At 60.4% G+C, this 18,572-nt stretch carries 21 protein-coding genes and 1 tRNA gene; 6 read left to right on the top strand and 16 right to left on the bottom strand.

Annotation, left to right across the window (positions count from 1 at the left end):
* Positions 1-11: 11 nt before the first annotated feature.
* Positions 12-1,361 (bottom strand): MATE family efflux transporter, encoded by a 1,350-nt coding sequence (locus tag FPZ52_RS09425; protein WP_240804335.1) that lies wholly within the window; start codon positions 1,359-1,361, stop codon positions 12-14.
* A 172-nt stretch (positions 1,362-1,533) separates the two neighbouring features.
* On the opposite strand from FPZ52_RS09425, the gene parE reads away from it, so the two are divergent.
* Positions 1,534-3,492, top strand: coding sequence for a DNA topoisomerase IV subunit B (gene parE, locus FPZ52_RS09420; RefSeq protein WP_146365195.1), 1,959 nt, complete (start codon positions 1,534-1,536; stop codon positions 3,490-3,492).
* A gap of 67 nt (positions 3,493-3,559) precedes the next feature.
* Positions 3,560-3,904, top strand: coding sequence for a hypothetical protein (locus tag FPZ52_RS09415; protein ID WP_146365194.1), 345 nt, complete (start codon positions 3,560-3,562; stop codon positions 3,902-3,904).
* A 40-nt stretch (positions 3,905-3,944) separates the two neighbouring features.
* On the opposite strand, the gene FPZ52_RS09410 is transcribed toward FPZ52_RS09415, so the two are convergent.
* Positions 3,945-5,846, bottom strand: coding sequence for an acyl-CoA synthetase (locus FPZ52_RS09410; protein ID WP_146365193.1), 1,902 nt, complete (start codon positions 5,844-5,846; stop codon positions 3,945-3,947).
* A 111-nt stretch (positions 5,847-5,957) separates the two neighbouring features.
* Positions 5,958-7,742, bottom strand: coding sequence for an ABC transporter transmembrane domain-containing protein (locus tag FPZ52_RS09405; protein WP_146365192.1), 1,785 nt, complete (start codon positions 7,740-7,742; stop codon positions 5,958-5,960).
* Between the two features lie 136 nt (positions 7,743-7,878).
* On the opposite strand from FPZ52_RS09405, the gene FPZ52_RS09400 reads away from it, so the two are divergent.
* Positions 7,879-7,968, top strand: a tRNA-Ser gene (locus FPZ52_RS09400).
* A 125-nt stretch (positions 7,969-8,093) separates the two neighbouring features.
* On the opposite strand, the gene FPZ52_RS19415 is transcribed toward FPZ52_RS09400, so the two are convergent.
* Positions 8,094-8,225 (bottom strand): hypothetical protein, encoded by a 132-nt coding sequence (locus FPZ52_RS19415; protein ID WP_276617438.1) that lies wholly within the window; start codon positions 8,223-8,225, stop codon positions 8,094-8,096.
* Between the two features lie 62 nt (positions 8,226-8,287).
* On the opposite strand from FPZ52_RS19415, the gene FPZ52_RS09395 reads away from it, so the two are divergent.
* Together FPZ52_RS09395 and FPZ52_RS09390 are read left to right on the top strand one after the other, a co-directional pair.
* Positions 8,288-8,533 carry a helix-turn-helix domain-containing protein gene (locus tag FPZ52_RS09395; protein ID WP_146365191.1) on the top strand — a complete coding sequence of 82 codons (246 nt, stop codon included), beginning with the start codon at positions 8,288-8,290 and terminating at the stop codon, positions 8,531-8,533.
* Positions 8,530-9,051, top strand: coding sequence for a hypothetical protein (locus tag FPZ52_RS09390; RefSeq protein WP_146365190.1), 522 nt, complete (start codon positions 8,530-8,532; stop codon positions 9,049-9,051). The genes FPZ52_RS09395 and FPZ52_RS09390 overlap by 4 nt, the downstream gene beginning before the upstream one ends.
* Positions 9,052-9,354: 303 nt before the next feature.
* Here the strand turns inward: FPZ52_RS09390 and FPZ52_RS09385 are convergent, their stop codons facing one another.
* Genes FPZ52_RS09385 through FPZ52_RS09355 form a run of 7 tightly spaced genes read right to left on the bottom strand, consistent with a single transcriptional unit; the run spans position 9,355 to position 15,130 of the window.
* Positions 9,355-9,855, bottom strand: coding sequence for a hypothetical protein (locus tag FPZ52_RS09385; protein ID WP_146365189.1), 501 nt, complete (start codon positions 9,853-9,855; stop codon positions 9,355-9,357).
* A gap of 12 nt (positions 9,856-9,867) precedes the next feature.
* Positions 9,868-10,920 (bottom strand): phage portal family protein, encoded by a 1,053-nt coding sequence (locus FPZ52_RS09380; protein ID WP_146365188.1) that lies wholly within the window; start codon positions 10,918-10,920, stop codon positions 9,868-9,870.
* Between the two features lie 7 nt (positions 10,921-10,927).
* Positions 10,928-11,473: a hypothetical protein gene (locus FPZ52_RS09375; RefSeq protein WP_146365187.1), complete on the bottom strand. Its 546-nt coding sequence runs from the start codon at positions 11,471-11,473 to the stop codon at positions 10,928-10,930.
* A gap of 1 nt (position 11,474) precedes the next feature.
* The gene (locus FPZ52_RS09370; protein WP_146365186.1) at positions 11,475-12,038 is read right to left on the bottom strand and encodes an HK97 family phage prohead protease; all 564 of its coding nucleotides are present in this window, start codon (positions 12,036-12,038) and stop codon (positions 11,475-11,477) included.
* Positions 12,038-13,294, bottom strand: a complete 1,257-nt coding sequence (locus tag FPZ52_RS09365; RefSeq protein WP_146365185.1) for a phage major capsid protein — start codon at positions 13,292-13,294, stop codon at positions 12,038-12,040. Before FPZ52_RS09365 ends, FPZ52_RS09370 begins: the two co-directional genes overlap by 1 nt.
* Complete coding sequence (locus tag FPZ52_RS09360) at positions 13,287-13,625, bottom strand: HNH endonuclease (RefSeq protein ID WP_146365184.1); 339 nt, start codon at positions 13,623-13,625, stop codon at positions 13,287-13,289. The genes FPZ52_RS09365 and FPZ52_RS09360 overlap by 8 nt, the downstream gene beginning before the upstream one ends.
* Entirely contained in the window at positions 13,616-15,130 is a 1,515-nt protein-coding gene (locus FPZ52_RS09355; RefSeq protein WP_205758584.1) for a terminase large subunit domain-containing protein, read from the bottom strand. Before FPZ52_RS09355 ends, FPZ52_RS09360 begins: the two co-directional genes overlap by 10 nt.
* A 47-nt stretch (positions 15,131-15,177) precedes the next feature.
* Between FPZ52_RS09355 and FPZ52_RS09350 the strand changes: the two genes are divergently transcribed.
* Entirely contained in the window at positions 15,178-15,414 is a 237-nt protein-coding gene (locus tag FPZ52_RS09350; RefSeq protein WP_146365183.1) for a hypothetical protein, read from the top strand.
* 95 nt (positions 15,415-15,509) lie between these two features.
* Here the strand turns inward: FPZ52_RS09350 and FPZ52_RS09345 are convergent, their stop codons facing one another.
* The 5 genes from FPZ52_RS09345 to FPZ52_RS09330 all read right to left on the bottom strand — a co-directional run bounded on the left by FPZ52_RS09345 (position 15,510) and on the right by FPZ52_RS09330 (position 18,542).
* The gene (locus tag FPZ52_RS09345) at positions 15,510-15,854 is read right to left on the bottom strand and encodes a head-tail adaptor protein (protein WP_168201298.1); all 345 of its coding nucleotides are present in this window, start codon (positions 15,852-15,854) and stop codon (positions 15,510-15,512) included.
* Entirely contained in the window at positions 15,854-16,120 is a 267-nt protein-coding gene (locus FPZ52_RS18910; RefSeq protein ID WP_168201297.1) for a hypothetical protein, read from the bottom strand. The genes FPZ52_RS09345 and FPZ52_RS18910 overlap by 1 nt, the downstream gene beginning before the upstream one ends.
* Positions 16,121-16,518: 398 nt before the next feature.
* Complete coding sequence (locus tag FPZ52_RS09340; RefSeq protein ID WP_146365181.1) at positions 16,519-16,770, bottom strand: helix-turn-helix transcriptional regulator; 252 nt, start codon at positions 16,768-16,770, stop codon at positions 16,519-16,521.
* Positions 16,771-16,864: 94 nt separating this feature from the next.
* Positions 16,865-17,281 carry a hypothetical protein gene (locus FPZ52_RS09335; RefSeq protein ID WP_146365180.1) on the bottom strand — a complete coding sequence of 139 codons (417 nt, stop codon included), beginning with the start codon at positions 17,279-17,281 and terminating at the stop codon, positions 16,865-16,867.
* Positions 17,274-18,542, bottom strand: coding sequence for a tyrosine-type recombinase/integrase (locus FPZ52_RS09330; RefSeq protein WP_146365179.1), 1,269 nt, complete (start codon positions 18,540-18,542; stop codon positions 17,274-17,276). The genes FPZ52_RS09335 and FPZ52_RS09330 overlap by 8 nt, the downstream gene beginning before the upstream one ends.
* Positions 18,543-18,572 lie beyond the last annotated feature (30 nt).

Below are 18,572 nucleotides of genomic sequence, written 5' to 3'. Positions count from 1 at the left end.
GAGGGGGCCTTTTACGTTCTGGGTGACAGGCTCGGCAGGGTCCGTCGCCAGAACCGCCACATCATGGCCAAGGCTGCGCAGGTTAATCCAAGGGCAAGGCCCAGCCAGATGCCCAGGCCCTCAAACCCCATCGGAAACGCCACGATATAGGCAAAGGGTGCTCCGAGTGCCCAGTAGCTGACAGCCGCCAGCACCATTGGCACGCGTGTATCCTGCATACCGCGCAAAAGGCCGAGCGCGATGACCTGCATCGCATCCGCGACCTGGAACATGGCGGCCGCCACCAGCAGGCTGACACAGATCGCGATAATCGCATCGCGCGCGGGTTCGTTCGGGTCCAGAAACAACGCGACCAGCGGCTCGGGCGTCACGATGAATGCCGTGGCCGTGATGATGGCGACCGCGGCGGACATTGCTATGCCGGTTAGGGCGCCTTTCTTCAGATGCTCGGGGTCTTTGCGGCCGAATGCGCGTCCGGCTCGGATGGTTGCCGCCTGAGACAGACCGATATGGATCATGAAGGTCATGGAAATCAGCTGCAGGGCGATTCCATGCGCGGCGAGCGTTTGCGGCCCCACCCAACCCATCATGATCGAGGAAAAGGCGAACAGCCCGACCTCTGCCAGATTGGTGATGCCGATGGGCCAGCCAAGCCGGAAGACCTGACCGAAGGCCTGCCAGTCAGGCTTCCACAACCGCGCGAACAGGTCGTGTTCTGGAAAGCTGCGCGCGGCGTAGATGGCGGCGACTATCAGCGACAGGCAATGCACCCCGACAGATGCGATAGCGGCCCCGCGCACACCCAGTTCCGGCGCGCCAAAATTGCCGAAGATCAGGATGTAGTTCAGAAAGACGTTCAGAACGGCCCCCGCGACCGCGACCCAAAGGACGATCTGCGTGCGTTCCAGCCCGGACAGGTAGCTGCGGATCACCATGAATAGTAGCGCCGGGATCAATCCCCAGGCGGCGATCCGGAGGTATTGAGACGCAAGAGTTGCGATAACCGGGTCTTGCCCCATCGCCAGGAACAGTGGCTCGGACAGCATGAATGGCCCGACGACCAGCAGGACGAACCCTAGAGATGCCCACAATCCCATGCGGGTAACACGGCGGATCTGGACCTCGTCGCCTTCTTCCGATGCGGATGCAACCACGGGCATCACGGCCCACGCGAATCCGGCGCCCAGAACGAAGGTGGTGAAGTAGATGGAATGCGCCAGAACCAGCGCGGCGAGTTCTTCAATGCCATACCAGCCCATCATCACCGTGTCGGTGACCTGCACGGCAACCTGTGCAAGCTGGCTACCGATCAGGGGTAAGCCAAGCGCCAGCATTTTGCGTGCGTGTTCGGGATATGTCATTTCCTGTGTCACCATAGGGCATTAGCTGGCCGTTCTCGCCGGGGCAAGAGACTTTGCAAACTGCCTGAAAATTGTGCATCCCCCCGCAGCGACCCCGAGATGTAGCGTTCCGATTGCTTGTCCTGCCCACGATGGACTACAGTAGGGAAACACAAGAATACCGAGCAGCGAAATGGCCGAAGACCTACTTAACAGCGTCGATCCCGATCAGTATGATGCGTCCTCTATCGAGGTGCTCGAAGGGCTGGAACCCGTTCGTAAACGACCGGGCATGTATATCGGCGGCACGGATGAACGCGCGCTGCACCATCTGGTGGCGGAAGTTCTGGACAACTCGATGGACGAGGCGGTCGCGGGGCATGCCAACCGGATCGAGGTCGAGGTGCATGGCGATCATTCCATCACCGTCCGTGACAACGGACGCGGTATCCCCGTCGATCCGCACCCGAAGTTTCCCGACAAGTCCGCGCTGGAAGTGATCCTGTGTACGCTGCACGCTGGCGGCAAGTTTTCGGGCAAGGCCTACCAGACATCCGGCGGTCTGCACGGCGTGGGTGTATCGGTCGTAAATGCGTTGTCCGATCACCTGCGGGTCGAGGTCGCGCGTAACAAGGTGCTTTACGCGCAGGAGTTTTCCCGCGGTATTCCGCAAAACCGCGTGCATGAGGTCGGACAGGCACCTAACCGGCGCGGCACATCCGTCACTTTCCATGCCGATGCGGAGATTTTCGGAAAGTTGAAATTCAAGCCGTCGCGCCTGTTCAAGATGGCGCGGTCCAAGGCCTATCTTTTCTCAGGCGTCGAAATTCGTTGGAAGTCCGCGGTCGAGGATGGCGATACGCCGCTGGAAGCGACTTTCAAGTTTCCCGGCGGCTTGGCCGATTACTTGTCAGAGACGCTGGAAAGCGCCTCGACATACTCTGACAAACCCTTTGCGGGGAAAGTGTCGTTCGAGGAAAAGTTCAAGGTGCCCGGATCGGTCGAATGGGCGGTCAACTGGACGCCTTCGCGTGACGGGTTCACCCAATCTTATTGTAACACCGTGCCGACGCCTGAAGGTGGCACGCATGAGGCCGGTTTTTGGGCTGCGATCTTGAAGGGTATTCGTGCCTATGGCGAGTTGGTGAACAACCGCAAGGCCAGCCAGATCAGCCGCGAGGACCTTTTGACGGGTGGCTGTGCGCTGGTGTCGTGCTTTATTCGCGAACCGGAATTCGTGGGCCAGACCAAGGATCGTCTGGCGACGACCGAGGCGCAGCGATTGGTGGAAAATTCCATCCGCGACCGTTTCGACAACTGGCTGGCGGCGGATACGAAATCAGCGGGCGCGATCCTCGATTTCCTCGTGCTGCGGGCGGAGGAACGTCTGCGTCGCAAGGCGGAAAAGGAAACGGCGCGTAAATCTGCGACGAAGAAGCTGCGGCTGCCCGGCAAGCTGGTGGATTGCTCGGCCACCAACCGCGTGGGCACGGAGCTGTTCATCGTCGAGGGTGACAGCGCGGGCGGTTCGGCCAAGATGGGGCGTGACCGTAAGACACAGGCCCTTCTGCCCTTGCGCGGCAAGGTGCTGAACGTGCTGGGTGCGGCGTCGTCCAAGCTGGGCCAGAACGCGGAAATCAACGACATCTGCCAGGCGCTCGGCGTCGGCATGGGCACGAAGTTCAACGTGGATGATCTGCGCTATGACAAGATCATCATCATGACGGACGCCGATGTGGATGGTGCGCATATCGCCGCGCTGCTGATGACATTCTTCTTCAGCCAGATGCGCCCGCTCATCGACCATGGCCATCTGTATCTGGCCTGTCCGCCGCTGTTCCGCCTGACGCAGGGCGCGAAGCGGGTCTATTGTCTGGACGAGGCCGAGCGCGACGAATGGCTCGAAAAGGGTTTGGGCGGCAAGGGCAAGATCGACGTCAGCCGGTTCAAGGGTCTTGGTGAAATGGATGCCAAGGACCTGAAGGAAACCACGATGGACCCGACCACGCGACAGTTGATCCGAGTCACCATTGACGAGGACGAGCCGGGTGAAACCGGCGATCTGGTCGAGCGGTTGATGGGCAAGAAGCCGGAGAAGCGGTTCGAATATATTACAGACAACGCCCGTTTTGTCGAGGAACTTGACGTTTGAACAGTGGAACCCGGGTTGAGGTTGGGGTGTTTCATCCGTGAGAATGAAACCAAACAGGATGCTGGCCATGCGTAAGGCAATAACACTGGCTCTGATTTCTGCGATGTCCATCGGCGTTGCCGATGTAGCGAATGCGGGCGGCCACAAAGAAAAATTCGACAATGGGCATCCTGGCCGCGGCTGGGGTGTAGGTGGTGTACCGCCGGGCCACGCAAAGAAGATGTATGGCAGGGGTTACCGCCTAGGCAGCGACGATGACTACGTCATCATCCGCGACCTTGATCGGTGGCGGTTGCCGAACCCTCGCCCGGGCGAGGTCTATGTCCGAAAGGATGATGAAGTGTATCGCATGGCGCGGGACACCGCGACTGTCATCGAGGCCATCGGGATAGTATCCGATCTTCTCCGGTGAAAGACTTGCGCGGCTGATTGTCCAGCCGCGCATTGCCATTTCAGGCGTCTTCGGCCCAATCCCACTGGGAAGCGAATTGCCCCATCGTGGATGTGAACTTGTCCTCGTCCAGTGAGCCATGCCTGCGCAGTTTCATTGTCAGGCCGCGCTTCTTGTCATCTACGACTTCAACAACTTCGACCGGAAAGCCGCCACTTTCCATGACCTTCGTGAACACCCGTTTGATCGCCAGTTTACGCAGATCAGGCTTGAAGATCTTGCCGACCGCCGTCTTGGGCAGCTCGTCCAGAATCTCGATATGTTTCGGAATAGCGGCGCGCTCGTGGATGCGCGACTTGCAGTAGTCCAGCAGTTCAGACGGCGAGGTCATCGCTCCGTCCACCAATTCGACATAGGCGCAGGGCAACTCGCCCGAATGCGCGTCCGGTTGACCAATCGCACCAACGAACGCGACCGCAGGGTGGCTGATCAGCGCGTCCTCGATTTCTGCCGGGTCGATGTTGTGGCCGCCGCGGATGATCAGGTCCTTCTTGCGACCGGTGATCCAGAGATAGCTATCTTCATCCAGTCGGCCTAAATCCCCCGTGCGCAGGTAGATGCGATCGGCGAACAGGCCCAGATTCTTGCCTTCTTCGGTGTAGGTCGATCCCTCGAACACACCCGGATTTGCAATGCAAATCTCGCCCACTTCGTCCGTTTCGCATTCATAGGTGACCGTCCCGTCAGGTTCGCAATGAAGGATGCGGACGTCCGTGTAGGGCAGGGGAATGCCGACCGAGCCGACCTTCTTTTTACCCTCAATCGGATTTACGGAAACGAGACATGTCGCCTCGGTCAATCCATACCCTTCCGCGACCTGCACGCCGGTGGCTTTCTCGAACCGCTTGTATAGCTCCACGGGCATAGCCGCAGATCCTGAGATCGCGGTCTTCAAACTGGACACATCCGCGTCGACCGGTCGCTGCATCAGCGCGGCAAGGGCGGTGGGGACGGTGATCAGGAAGGTGACGTTCCAGCGTTCGATCAGCTTCCAGAAATTGTCGAAGACACCGTCGCCGCGATAGCCGGCAGGGGTCGGGAAGACCACATGTGCCCCCGATTCGATGGCGGACATCATGATCGGATACGTCGCAAAGACGTGGAAGAGCGGCAGCGGGCAGATCATCACGTCATCAGCTTCGAACAGCAGCTCCTGTCCCAGCCAGCCATTATAGATCATCCCCGAGAATTTGTGCTGCGCAACCTTTGGTGTGCCGGTCGTCCCGCCCGTGTGGAAATAGGCGGCGACGCGGTCTTCCTTCGACTGTTCGAAGATAAGCTTGTCGGCGGGTTGCTTATTGATTTCGTCCACGAAGTTCAGGACGCGGGCGCTGTGGCGCGCGTCGACCTTGGGCCGGATGAGCGGGACAATCCAGCTCTTGGGCGGCGTCAGATAGCGCAGCAGGTCGATTTCCAAGATCGCTTTGACGTTCGGCGCAAAGGCTGCCGCCTGCGCAGCTTTCTGCGCGACATCCGTTTTCGGGAACGATTTCAGCGTGACCAGCACCTTGGCTTTGGTCTCGTTCAGGATGCCGGCGATCTGCTCGACGTCCAAAAGCGGGTTGATGGGGTTGGTGATCCCGGCCGTCATCCCGCCCAGAAGCGTCATGGCGGTTTCATTGGCGTTGGGAAGCAGCATGGCCACCACATCGGTTTCACCAACACCAAGCGAATGAAACAGGTTCGCTGTCTGCGTGACGCGACCCAACAGGTCCTTCCATGTCAGCGTTTCGGCCTTGGCGTCCGGATCGGACAGAAGCTGAAACGAGATCGCGTTGTTGTCAGGGTGTGTCTGCGCGGTTCGAAGGATCGCGTCGTAGACGGTCAGCGGAATATCCCGTTCCGACCACGGCATTTCCGCTTCGACCTGATTGCGGACGTCAACTGATGTGAATGCGACCAAAGGTTCCTCCCTCCCAAGAGCCGTTTTCAATGACTTGGGCAGATTATGCGTAGCACACAAGTGTTACGCTGCGCGACTTTGGAATAACGACACGTCGAGAAGGGGCTGACGTCAGGTGCCTTCGGCGAACTGCAGCTTCGCCAGCCGTGCATACAACCCGTTCTGTGCGACCAGTTCGTCATGTGTGCCCTGTGCCACGATCCGGCCGGTTTCCAGCACGACGATCCGGTCGGCCTTCTTCACGGTGGCCAGTCGGTGCGCAATGACGAGTGTCGTACGACTTTCAGACAGTGCCTCGAACGCCCGCTGAACGGCGTGTTCGCTTGCTGCATCCAGAGCCGATGTTGCCTCATCCAGAAGAAGGATGGGCGCGTCGCGGAGGATCGCGCGGGCAATTGCGATCCTTTGCTTCTGACCGCCCGACAGCATCACGCCACGTTCACCGAGCCATGTATTGTAGCTGTCGGGAAGCGCTTCGATGAAGCCATGGGCGTCGGCCGCCCGAGCGGCCTCGATGACCTCGGCATCAGATGCTGCGGGGCGACCGAACCGGATATTCTCCATCGCGGTGTCGGCGAAGATGGCTGGTTCTTGGGGCACCAACGCCAATGACTGACGAAAATCTTGCCGGGCCATATCACTCAGTTTCGTGCCATCCAGCGTGATCCTACCGCTGCATGGGTCGTAAAACCGCATCAGCAATTGCAGGACCGTTGATTTGCCTGACCCGGATGGTCCGACCAACGCGACCGTTTCTCCCGGAGACACCTGCAGGTTCAACCCTTCGAGTGCGGCTTGGTTCGGGCGCGTCGGGTAATGAAAATGAACATCCGAGAAGGTAATCTCGCCCTTGGCCGGAGAGGGCAGGGCGACGGGAGAGGGAATGTCCTGCACGCTATCCGAAGCGTTCAGCAGCTCGACCAGACGCTCGGTGGCACCGGCCGCGCGCTGCAATTCACCCCAGATTTCCGAAAGCGCCGCGACGGAGCCTGCCATGATCGCTGCATAAATCACGAACTGCACCAGTTCGCCGATTGTCATCATATCGGCGCGGACGTCACGCGCACCGATCCATAAAACGCCCACGATCCCGGCAAAAACCAGGAAGATCACGATCATCGTCAGAAGCGCGCGCATCCCGATGCGGCGTTTGGCCGATTGAAAGCTCTCTTCGGTGATCTCGGCGAATTGCGACCGGCTGCGGTTTTCATTGGTGAAAGCCTGCACGGTCGTCGCGGCACCTAACAGTTCAGACGCACGGCCGGAGCTTCTGGCGATCCAATCCTGATTGTCACGGCTCAAGCTCCGCAAGCGGCGACCAAGTCCAAGAATGGGCAGAAGCACAACGGGCACGATAAGCAAAACCAGCCCGGTCAGCTTTGGGCTGGTCAGCAGCATCATTATCAGACCGCCAATGCACAACAGCGCGTTGCGCACGAACCATGATGCCGAGGTGCCGATGACGGATAGCACGACAGTTGTGTCGGTCGTGATGCGGGACAGGATTTCGCCTGTCAGGTGTCTTTCAAAAAATGCCGGACTCATCCCGATCATACGAGCAAACAGAGCCTCTCGGATGTCCGCCACCACCCGCTCGCCCAGCCGAGTCACACAATAATAGCGCAACGCCGTGCCAAGCGCGAGCAGCGCCGCCAGCCCCATAGCAGCCAGAAAATACTTGTCCAGAAGTGCCTCGGAACTGGTTTGGAACCCATCAACCACGCGGCGCACGGCCAGTGGCAAAACCAGCGAGGTCATCGCAGTGGCCACCAACGCGACGATTGCCGCGACCGCCCAACCGGAATGCGGCCGAATGAACGGGATCAGTGCCCTCAACGCGCCCACCTTCTTGGATCCGGGGCGTTCTTCTTTCGCGCGGGTCGTGTTTCTGGCCATCTGCTCCTCGCTTTGTTTCCTCATAGGCGGGCGGCGCCGGGACAGCAAGCACAGGCGCCGGACGGATCGCCGCAGAACAGGAGATTCGTGATGGCCCGTTGCCCTGCCCGGAAGATTACACTAGATGGTCCAATACGGATTGGTGGCCGAGCGGTCGAAGGCAGTAGTCTTGAAAACTACCGTGCGTGGAAGCGTACCGTGGGTTCGAATCCCACCCAATCCGCCACTTAATCCTGTAAGTGATTGTTATTAAATAAATAATAACCGAAATCATAGATCCATATGCCCACCCATATGCCAACAAAAAGCCCGGCACTTGGCCGGGCAGAGAAAGCTATGATGTGTGACTTCTTAGGATTCCAGCGGTTCGCTGGGTGCCCATTCGCCTGCCGCGATTGCTTCGTCCACCACCTCATCCATCGTTTTGCCGGTCTCTTCGCGGCGACGGAACATCTCGTTCAAGAACTCATCCTTGGTTGCCATTGCAAAGTTCTCCTTTCTGTTGATGCTAGAAGTATCACCACGACACCACCACAGGACACACCATGTCAATACCAAAGGTATCAGTTGAGCAAGTGAAGGCGGCGCGCGCTTTGCTGCGATGGTCGCAGAAAGACCTTGCGGAACGGTCGGGCGTTTCGCTTCCTACTGTGAAGCGCCTTGAAGCCGGAACCGGACCAATCGGCGGCAGGGATGATACGGAAGCCGCGTTGCGCGGCGCATTGGAAGCCGCCGGAGCGACATTCATCCCCGAAAACGGTGGCGGTGCTGGTGCAAGGTTGAAACGGTGAACCACGTCAACGCGCAACGATACGCGGTGGTCGCAAAGCAACTTCTCGAAGGTGCCCGTACACTTATGGAAGCACAGATTCAGAAAGGCGAAATCGTGCGGCTTCCGGCACTTCTTCTCACCGGGCAAGGTTTGGAACTGATCATCAAGGGTTGCTTGACTCTAAACGGCGAAGCGCCTCCGCGTGGACGGAAAGGCCATCAGATTTTGGAACTTTGGCAAAGCGCAGCATGCGAACCATTGCGCGGCATCGTCTACGCAAACGCAGAGATGGAACTAGAAAACGCACGATTGTCGTCACCATTCTTCGGCGTCCCAGGTGAGGCCGATGGTTTCGATGCGCTTGAAGAAATCAGCGGGCAAATACATTGCCTGTGCGAACTCCATCAAGCTTCCCCAGACTATCCTCTGCGCTATCCGACAGAAAGCAGTTACCGCGCTCCCCGGACACCATTCTTGGTCGGGACTCTCTGGAGAACCTCAGACGAAATGGTCAAAAACCTATCGGCGTTCAGATAAACGTTCTGCCGCACCCACAAGCTGCCAACGCGTCACGCCCTTGCTTTCCCAAGACGTTCCTTTCTACGCCGATATGCAGCCGCCAGTTTACAGTTGAGTCCGCAATAGACGGCATCAGCCCGGCAGTGCGCCGGGATAGGTTCGCCGCAATGTGGACAGGTGCGACCCGCGTTGGCTTCCAGCCGCGACTCGCGGTCCAGCCGGTGCCGGTCACGGTTTCGGCAAGTATAATTGCAATACATCGCTCGCACCGTCTTGTGCTCGATGCTGGCGCCGCAGAAGGCGCAGCTATCGCCCGGAAGATCATCTAGGCGCATCGCGTTCCCTCGCTATTAATTCGTAAGCCCGTCCCTCATCAGCGTATCGAACCCGGTGAAGCCGTGCGTCGAACACGCTGCCGCACTCCGACGAACAGAACACGCGGCGTCCTTCAGGCAGCTGAAAATGGCAGATTTTGCACCGGGTGCGGTTTATGAACCGTTCTTCAAATTCCCGCTGGCCCTGCAGCCAGGTCGGACGCTTGGCCCCGACGCGATCGAGCGCGGCTTGCACCAAGTCTCGCGCGATCTCATCCGCGCTTTCCCACTTCCATCCTTGCAGGCAGAGCGCAGACCGAACCGAATGGCGAAGGTTGCCCTCATGGGCCAGCAAGGTCGGAACGCGATCTTCCTGCCATTCCCGCCGCATGAACGCGGCCAGCTTGTTGATCAGGTGGTCATAGCGTTGCCGGCCGAGACGCCCGCGCAGGGCGTCCCGCTGCCGACGCTCAAGCCGCCGTTTCATCCTCCGTGCGGCGGGAGTCATGACCAGCACCGTTCACGACTCCCAATCCACAAGCTGCATGGCCGGTGTTGGATCAACGCCGGTCTCTTTCGCCAGTGCCATCGCCTGCACAATTGCGGTCAGCGCGCGCGCCCTGCCACCAGCATCAAACGCTTGGAGCGGTCGCATCACGTCAATGCGGACCTCGTTGCCCAACTTGGCGCTGGCTTCCTCCGCCATCCCGGCCGCAATGGGCTGCAAGATCCACTGTGCAAGGTGGCGCTGCGCTTCGCGGACAAGCGGGCCGGTGGCGGCGGGAGCGGAAAGACCGGGCAGGATGCCAAACGCCATGTTGATCGCATCCCGAGCGGCCACCAGCGTTTCACGTGTCATGGCTCTTTGCAGATCGGGCGTCAGGTCATTGCCGCGCCAGTCCTGTGCAGGTGCCGGGCCACCGGCCGCTTCCACGGTCACGGATTCGCGCAACAGGACGCGGCCCCGCTTGCCACGGATTCCGCGCGCCATTGTCTCCATGTCGGTATCCTGCATTTCTGGCATGGGCACGATTTGCGAGCCGAGCGGCGCGTTTTCATAGACCTCGGAAAGCGCGGTTTCGACGGCCTGCAAAAGACCAGCGGTCAGTTGCGCACGCTTCAACGGAGCGGTGCCAATCCATGGCGCTGCCACATCGGTTCCGACCCGGAAGTGCAGGACTTCCGCAGCGAGGGCGGTTCGTGTCGTGCCGCCATCGGCTTCGGAAATGCTGACTCGGTAGGCCGTTGGCTTGCCGTGCCGAGTCCGAAGATCCCAGTCAGAGCACGGTACAAGCCCATCCTCGCGGATGAGCATCACAGCTTCGCCCCGTAGCGCTAGCGACCGGCCAACGAGGCTGCGACAGTGCCAATCGAGCAAATCAGTACCAGACACGTCGGCAAGGGCCAGACCGTTCTCCCACAGGCTGACTGCGGCCTGCACAGTTGCGGTCAGTTCTGCGATGCCGCGCCGACCGCTGACATAGCTTTCCCGCGCCGCCATCAACTCGGCGGTGAAACCCGACATTGCAGAGCGGGTTTCTTCCGGCTGCCTGCGCCGGAACCAGTCCATCATGCCCATATTAAACCCTCCGGTATGGGCGCAGCAGATCAGCCGCCCCGCTGAGTTGAAGTGCGCGTGCGGTCCAGTTGGGCGCAATGTCATCGCCATCGAAGGATCGTAATGCCGCATCCGCCTTGAATTGCTCTGCAACGCCGCGAAAGTATTCGTGCAGCCGCCGGTAAGCCTCGTGCACGTCCTCCGGCACCGTCGCGCCTTCCTCACCCACGGTTGCCGTGATTTTATAAGGACCATCACCGGGCAGGCAGTATCCATACGGCCCCGCGGGCAGCGTCGTTTCGGACCAGCCGCCGTTTTCCCAAACCAACGCCGCCGTGATCGTCGCCGGGGCAAGCGGTGGCGTCCAATGGCCCTCGCCTTCGACGTGCCAGACCACGGTGCGCGGGACGAAACGATAGGCGATATACTGCTCTATTCGTTGCCAGATCACCATATGGCTAAGCGCCGCTTCCTCGGGCAGCAGGTCATCAACATGCCGGTGTGGATATGGCGCGATCTCTGGAAATTGGTCCGGGGCGATCTCGTTTTGTGTGATTGTCACCGCCATGTCAGAGTCTCCACCGATTTCGGCCATGCAGCCGGGGCGGGCGGCGGCTGTCGGGCTCAGGTGTCCAGTTCCGCGCCTCTACCTGTGCTTGTGGATAGGCCGGTTTCGTCACTACGCTGATTTCAAAGAGATTGGCCTGGCGCACCGTGCGAAGAACGCCGCCGCCTTCGTGGCGAACTTCATCACCGCCCTGCGGCACAACGAAGCCGGGAGAGATGCCGCCGACCAGCCCGGCCGCTAGGGTGCCAAGGAAGTCACGAACGAACCCCACCGCTCGCATTTCGGGCGATATGCGCGCTTCAAATGATAGGGCTTCATCATCATCGGAAAGTGTGAGCGATCCCGCCGAACGGCTTGCCAGCGGCTTTTCGTAATCGTGGCCAACCAGTAGATGCACGTCCTCCCCGGATGAGACGCGACTGCCGAACGCCCTGGACTCGAAAACCTCGCGCCGCCCTTGGCGCAATTCGGTCGGGCTGCGATATGGAAAACGGCCGGTCAGGCGGGTTTCCCCGCCTGCCGTCGTGCGGATTTCAAGCCCGCCTTGTGAACCGCCCCACAGCATTATTGCAGCCCGGTCAGAATGCGGGTCTGCACCGCGCGGGAAACCGTCACGTCCATCGTCGCCAGAGCCGTAAGCCGCAGACCACCAGATGCCGCGTCCGAATAAGGATCACGGATAAGGTCAATCGCGCCCCACGTCCCGACGAAGAACGGAGCAACACCGCCTGCGCTGGTGGTCAGAACCGCGCTGGATTCGGCAGGGTCGCCTGTCGGTGCGGCAAGCGCATTGTGCGACAGCACTGTTGCGCCGAGCCGTCCAGCCATCCGGTCCCATTCAGTGATGCCGCTGCCAGCATCCCAAACGGTCCCGTCCATGCCGTCCCAGATTTCAGGACGGAACAGGCCGCGCACGTCACCGGGTCCGGTCGCCGCGTTGCCAGTGATGAAGCCGACCACCTCGGAACGGATTTCCGCCCAAGTTGCCGTCGCATCGACTGCGGTTTCCTCGATCCCCCATGCCGACGCACCAGCAAACAGGCCGGTAGGCTCGCCAGCGGACCCGCTGCCAAGGAAAACAGCCCGGTCCAGTGCGACCTCAACCGCGCCGCTCATGTCACGGCGCACAGCCTGTTCAAGTCCGGCTCCACTCTGTTTCAGCGTCTTGCGGGTAAGCCGCATCTGGATGCCAAGATTGTGGTTTGGAGCAAGCGGGCGATCAACGGTGGTATAGGCCGCAGGTGCAGCAACCGCGCCGGTCTCGGTCGCAGCCCATCCCGCGGTGACGGCAGACGTGGAAACCGGATATTCAACCTCACCGACGCCCACGTTAATCATCCGGCCGCCCATGCGCGCCGCGACCGACGAAGCAAACAGGCGGTCAATGATCGGTGCGGTGCGGATAGGGTCGGGTGTTCCGTCTGCGACGGTTTCGCCGGCACGGATTTCCAGCGCCTCCCATGGAACCGGGATACCGCGATAGCCACCGACGCCGCGCAATTCCGTGACGATTTCGCTGGTCGCACCGTCCAGTTGCCGCCCTTCGTCCAGAGAAAGCGCAACCTGCCGCATTTCGAACTGGCACATCAGATCCGACCATTCGCGATCCGAGCGGGTTTCCAGTTCCGCACCGGCTTCGCGCCGTTCGGTGTCCTCTGCGATCAGGGCGGCACGATACTTGACCTCATTGGCGCGATACTCCGCGTCCAAGGTTTCCATCTGCCGGGTTTCATCCTCGGTCGGAGAGTCCTTCCCGACCAGTTCCGCAAGCGCCTGCCGGATTTCCGACTGTCTGCGCTGAATACGAACGCTATCAAGCATTCCGTTTCCTTTCCTCGATAGGTTTGCGCTGCATTTCACGCAGCAGGGACTTCCACGCCTCGCGGGCGGGATTGGGCTGGCCCATGCCAACCTCAATTCGGGTTTTGCGGGCATGACAGCGGCCGCAGAGCGTTTGGAGATTGCTCAAGGTGTAGGACAGATCCGGCCGATTCCTGACCGGCTCGATATGGTCCACTTCCAGCCGCCGCCGTTCTCCGCAGCGGACGCATTGCCAACCGTCCCGTTCCAACGCCTGCATCCGCATGGCTTTCCAGCGCCGGGACTTCGTGACGGCCCGGCTGTGGCGTCGGTGTTCGCGCATCACGCCCATAGGACTCGCCCCCCTTTGGCTGCGGGACGGCCCAAGATCCGGGCGCCTTGAGCGACCGCCAGAACCGCCGCACATGCGGCGTCTATCCGGCCATTCGAACGGGCTTTTGCCAATTTGATGTTGTTTGAAGGATCACGCAGGCAGACCGCATCTGCGAAGGCGCTGCGAAGCAACAGAGACGGTGCAGAGCACACTTTGCCGTCATAGGCCGCGCGCCGGAATCGTTCCGCGTCCTCGCCGCCATCCTTGAAGCCCATACCACGCCAGACCACCGGACAGCGCAGACCAGCCTTTGAAATGGCCTCGCCAATTTCTGCCTGTTTGTATCGGTCAGCGACCAGCGCCGCGACGGCTTCGCCCTCGACATGGCGCATGATTTCGACCAGCCACGGCGCAACCGGAACGGTCTGGTCGCCAAGTGTAGACAATTCGCCCCGGTCCTGCATTTGCAGATAGCGGTCGTTCACGCCGTCATTCTGACCGCGATCCAAGAGGCCGGGCTTTGACGGAAACCAGCCATGCGCCTCAAGCCGTCCGGTATCAGGCCAATAGAGCGCCGCAGCGGACATGGACGCAGAACCGCCAAGGTCGATCCCGACAACAACCTGACCCTCGCGCGGCGGCATATCGTCAGCTTCGCAGGCGAGCCATTCGTCAACCGTCAGCAGAAGGTCGCGGGTTTCGCCGCTGACGCGTTCGTTCCGGTTGTAGAGACGGAACCCGGTCAGCGTGGAGCCGCCTCGCGCGATAGCACGCCGCGCCTGACCTTGCAGCCATTCCAGCGAAGAACCGATACCGTGTTCCGCGCCCGGATTGGCCAGTTTCAGGCTTTCCAGATCGTCGGGTGCAAGGCTTGGTGCCGGGCGGTGTTCCTGCCGGTAAACCCCTTCCTGCGCTTCGTCCAACCAGACCGAAAACGGGTGTGCGTCGTCGGGTGCAGATGTTGAAATTATCAGCGCACGGCCACCGCGCTTTCCGAGACCCGACAACAGGGCGTGTTCCAGCGCGTCACCCTGATCGGCCTGCCAGTGGCCGCGTTCGTCCATCAGCACCAGCGTCGGGGCCGAACCGAGCGCGGATTTTCCGTCCGCTGCAATCACGCGGATGAAGTGCCCGCCGCCATCACCTTCATATTCGATTTCAAGGCGTGGGCTTCGCCGGATCGTGAACAGCTTTTGTTCTTCGGCAGGCAGGGACCGAATGAACCCCACCACGAAGTCAAAGGCAATTCGGCCCTGATCCCGCGTCCGTGCTGCGATCACGATTTCCCGGCGTGGCTGACGGTCCCACTTCCCCATAACCGCGCCCAACGCAATCCCGGCCGAAAGGGCGGTTTTTGCGTTCCCGCGTCCAATGGACAGAACCGCGACATTGATTCCGTCTGCCAAAGCGCCTTTGACGAATTGCTTTTGGAACGGTGCCAGTTTCACCGGCTGACCGGCTTTCGGCCCCTCTGGAATTTTGAGGCTTTCAAGGAAATGGATTGCTTTGGTGGAAGACTTCATGACAGCCTCCCGAGATTGTCAAATGCACTCAGGAGGACAGCGCGAGCATGAAGTGGGACGATGACTTTGAGGAAGGCATGCATGCATGCCTTCAAGTGGACATTGAAATTGTCGCCAAAGGCGATTCCAACAAGGATGTGGTGCCTAATGTGGCGGCGACTCTGCGAGACTTGGCCACCAAGCTTGAGAACGGTAAGTTCGACACCGGCCACCACAAAGTGGCGGATGGATCGGGTCGCGAAATTGGCACAATATACTTGGATTTTTACAACGAGAGTTTTTGAGCACAGCGCGAATAGAGAACCCCCACGCACGGTGCCCCACCGCACATAAATCGGGGGCATTGGGACCAGATCAGGGGCGCGGCTGCGAGCGATCATCACACCACCTCCGTCAGCAGGCATGTGAGCACCAGACGGCGGCGCGATCCGGGCTGAATGCTCTGCACGTCCATCATCTCGCCTGTCGTCAGGTTGCGCGCTCGATCCTTGGTGGCAATTTCCCGCGTGGATGCTGTGGCTCGAAGGTGGACGCGCACCGGGGGCGCGGCAATCAGTCCACCGGCATTCATGCGCTCGACTTCCTGCGACACACCGCTAATGCGCTCGACCTTTGCCAGAGTGGTTGTGACCTCAACCCAATCGTTGACGTAGCCGCCAGCACCGTCGCTCACCTGGGTGCGGCGTTCGAAGATGACGCGATCAGTGAGTTGCCCGGCCTGCATCACGCCACCCCGGTGATCGTGATGGGCAGGGATGCGAGCGCAGCAGGCCCAGACTCCCCGGTTTCCGCCTGCCACAGTTCGATCAGTGCCTTGCGGGTGGCGCAGTAATGCCGACCGTCCCATTGGCTTCCAACAGCGCGTCGGCGCTGAATGATCCATTGAATGCCGTTGCGACAACGAATGACGCGGTGCCGGTTAGACCGGATGATTTCGTGCGGATAGTCGTCTGCCGATTCCGCGAGGCGATTTCGGGCTTCTATGTTCATTACTGCTCTCTATCCCTCTGTTCCTGCCGTTCGTCCTTGGTACCCATCCCACGAGTTCAGACCCGTTGTGACGGTCAGAAAGCGGGTTACAGTGACAGGGGATGAAACCCCGTCTCCCGCCCTGACCGCCGCGATCTTGACCATCCCTCTGAGACGAGCCCGCCGCTTAGGTCAGACCTGCCTTTCCCTCGGCTCGGTCCGCTCCCCCATGTTCGCCGCCAAAGGGTGGCAGCGGGGCCTTAGGGCTTGGGGAGACCGCATTGCGCGGAATAGCTGCCCTTGTGCTGTGGCCCGTTACGCGGTAGCATTTTACTCGCGACAACCCCGCCCAACCCGTGAATGTCGGTTGCCGCTTGGCCCCGCGCTGCAACGCGGGGTCTTGTTTTTTCAGATCCCCTTCATGCAGCCGCGCGGGCTGCCTCCCATGCTTCCAGGTCGGACAGCTTCCAGCGCGTCACCGCGTCGGTCAGCTTGATCGGTTTCGGGAATGCGTGACCGTCCTTCACCCAGCGCCAGATCGTGACGCGGGAAACGCCGTAGCGTTGCGCTACCTGTGTATCGCGAAGAAAGGTCTGGCCATTGAGGCTATCAGGGCCGCTTTTCGACCGTGCCGCTGTATCCAGATCGGATTTAGTTGCGTTCTGTGTCATGCACATTCTGGTGCATGACGAGCGGTAGTTCAGGCAACAGAATCACAGGCGCAAGAATTGCGGAATACTTGTGCGCTCTAATGATTTCAGGGTGTTATTCTTCTTCGTCGCTACGCACGGGCAACGGTTCATGAATCTCCCGCACTCGCTTGAGTGCCTTCCGGCATTCCTCACGGTCAGCGCCATATCGCTCGCAAGCCTCTGTAACCGCAGCATCGTAATTCGTTTCGCCGTAGTCGATTCTTTGATGAAGGAATAGGCCAAGTGCGGTGTTGGGCTTGCTAGGCGGCTGACCCCTGCGGCCACGTTTAACCACCAATTTTACATTCGGCTCCCAATCGCGCGGACGCAAATCAGGGTCCATCAGGTCAGCAAGTGAGGACAGGAACGATTGCGTTGCTTCCCCTGCACGTAGCAGCGCTGCAATCCGGCGCAAGGCGGCGTCGGGATCGTATTGCAGATCCTCGATAGCCTGCAGCGTATCACCGGGAAATCTCTTGGTATCAGCCATTGATCGCCACCACTTTCTGCCCTGCCTCGCCACGCAGGAACCGGCCCCACGCCGCCATCATGGCCCGGCGACGCTCCACCATGTCACTGCGCCGGTATGCGCGCTCGACCTCGGAGCCGACAGTATGTGCCAGGGCTATTTCTGCCATGTCTCGGGGAAACTCGGTTCTCTCTGCGGCCCAATCCCGGAAGGTGCTGCGCAGCCCATGAGGGACCGCAGGACGCCCCGAACGCTGATCCCGGTATCCACCCTCCCGCGCTTCGTTGATCCGTCTCATACAGGCGGAAAGGGCCATGTCCGTCAGCATTCCGCCCCGCAGTGCCGGGAACACATAGGGACTGCCTTCCATCCGTGGCAACGCCCTCAACAGCGCCACGGCTTCGGACGTGAGCGGCACGCGGTGTTCTCGGGCCATCTTCATCCGATCAGCGGGGATCGTCCAGATTGCCTTGTCCAGATCAATCTCTGCCCATGTAGCGCCGCGAACTTCACCGGAGCGCGCGGCGGTCAGGGCGACAAATTCCAGTGCGCGGGTTGCGGTGCCGATCCTTCCGCGAAGATCCGCAAACCAGTCGGCTGCATCGTCCAGCGCCAGTGCAGGATGATTGCCACCCTTGGCCACCTTTCCGGGCTTTGGAGGGATTGCATCAAGATTGCCCTTCCACCGGGCCGGATTGTCGCCGGTGCGGTGGCCCGCGACCGTGGCCCATGAAATCACCGCTTCGATCCGGCCGCGCAGCCGGGACGCGGTTTCCGTCTTGGTGGTCCAGATGGGCTCTAGCGTCCGCAGCATGTCCTGCACGGTCAGGTGCGCAACCATCGTGTCGCCAATAATAGGCACCGCATACTTGTCCAGCGTCGCACACCATTGCTTCCGGTGCTTGTCGTTCCGAAACTCGGCCAACTTGTTCTCTAGGAATTGCTCCATCGCCTGCGAAAAGGTCAGCGCGTCCCGCAGGGACAGTGCAGCCGCGCGTCGCTCCGCAATCGGATCGCGCCCCTTTGCAATGTCATCCTTCGCCTGCCGTGCGGCCGCATAAGCGTCGGATACTGACAGTTCAGGATATGGGCCAAGCCCGATATGCCTCCGCTTGCCGCCGTAGCGAACACGAAGCACCCATGACCTCCCACCCGTGGGAGTGACTTGCAGGTGAAGGCCAGCAACCCCGCCCACCGCGTGAAACGTGGAAACCGCCGAACCGGGTTTCGGTTTCAGCTTTGAAATCGCGAGTGGTGAAAGCCTGTCTGCCAACCTTGGCACGGTTCGGTTCCAATCTTGGTCATCTGCCCA

The organism is Qingshengfaniella alkalisoli (assembly GCF_007855645.1).
GTDB classification, from domain to species: domain Bacteria; phylum Pseudomonadota; class Alphaproteobacteria; order Rhodobacterales; family Rhodobacteraceae; genus Qingshengfaniella; species Qingshengfaniella alkalisoli.
The sequence above is the reverse complement of the archived record's forward strand: the minus strand, read 5'-3'. Positions and strand labels throughout refer to the sequence as shown.

Bases quoted from the DNA above. Each gene is read 5' to 3' on its own strand.
- FPZ52_RS09355 (WP_205758584.1), bottom strand. From the start codon at position 15,130: ATGAAGTCTTCCACCAAAGCAATCCATTTCCTTGAAAGCCTCAAAATT.
- FPZ52_RS09380 (WP_146365188.1), bottom strand. From the start codon at position 10,920: ATGATGGACTGGTTCCGGCGCAGGCAGCCGGAAGAAACCCGCTCTGCA.
- FPZ52_RS18910 (WP_168201297.1), bottom strand. From the start codon at position 16,120: ATGAACATAGAAGCCCGAAATCGCCTCGCGGAATCGGCAGACGACTAT.
- parE (WP_146365195.1), top strand. From the start codon at position 1,534: ATGGCCGAAGACCTACTTAACAGCGTCGATCCCGATCAGTATGATGCG.
- FPZ52_RS09425 (WP_240804335.1), bottom strand. From the start codon at position 1,361: ATGACATATCCCGAACACGCACGCAAAATGCTGGCGCTTGGCTTACCC.
- FPZ52_RS09340 (WP_146365181.1), bottom strand. From the start codon at position 16,770: ATGACACAGAACGCAACTAAATCCGATCTGGATACAGCGGCACGGTCG.
- FPZ52_RS09350 (WP_146365183.1), top strand. From the start codon at position 15,178: ATGAAGTGGGACGATGACTTTGAGGAAGGCATGCATGCATGCCTTCAA.
- FPZ52_RS19415 (WP_276617438.1), bottom strand. From the start codon at position 8,225: ATGGCAACCAAGGATGAGTTCTTGAACGAGATGTTCCGTCGCCGCGAA.
- FPZ52_RS09375 (WP_146365187.1), bottom strand. From the start codon at position 11,473: ATGGCGGTGACAATCACACAAAACGAGATCGCCCCGGACCAATTTCCA.
- FPZ52_RS09345 (WP_168201298.1), bottom strand. From the start codon at position 15,854: ATGCAGGCCGGGCAACTCACTGATCGCGTCATCTTCGAACGCCGCACC.
- FPZ52_RS09405 (WP_146365192.1), bottom strand. From the start codon at position 7,742: ATGGCCAGAAACACGACCCGCGCGAAAGAAGAACGCCCCGGATCCAAG.
- FPZ52_RS09395 (WP_146365191.1), top strand. From the start codon at position 8,288: ATGTCAATACCAAAGGTATCAGTTGAGCAAGTGAAGGCGGCGCGCGCT.
- FPZ52_RS09370 (WP_146365186.1), bottom strand. From the start codon at position 12,038: ATGCTGTGGGGCGGTTCACAAGGCGGGCTTGAAATCCGCACGACGGCA.
- FPZ52_RS09360 (WP_146365184.1), bottom strand. From the start codon at position 13,625: ATGGGCGTGATGCGCGAACACCGACGCCACAGCCGGGCCGTCACGAAG.
- FPZ52_RS09365 (WP_146365185.1), bottom strand. From the start codon at position 13,294: ATGCTTGATAGCGTTCGTATTCAGCGCAGACAGTCGGAAATCCGGCAG.
- FPZ52_RS09415 (WP_146365194.1), top strand. From the start codon at position 3,560: ATGCGTAAGGCAATAACACTGGCTCTGATTTCTGCGATGTCCATCGGC.
- FPZ52_RS09335 (WP_146365180.1), bottom strand. From the start codon at position 17,281: ATGGCTGATACCAAGAGATTTCCCGGTGATACGCTGCAGGCTATCGAG.
- FPZ52_RS09385 (WP_146365189.1), bottom strand. From the start codon at position 9,855: ATGACTCCCGCCGCACGGAGGATGAAACGGCGGCTTGAGCGTCGGCAG.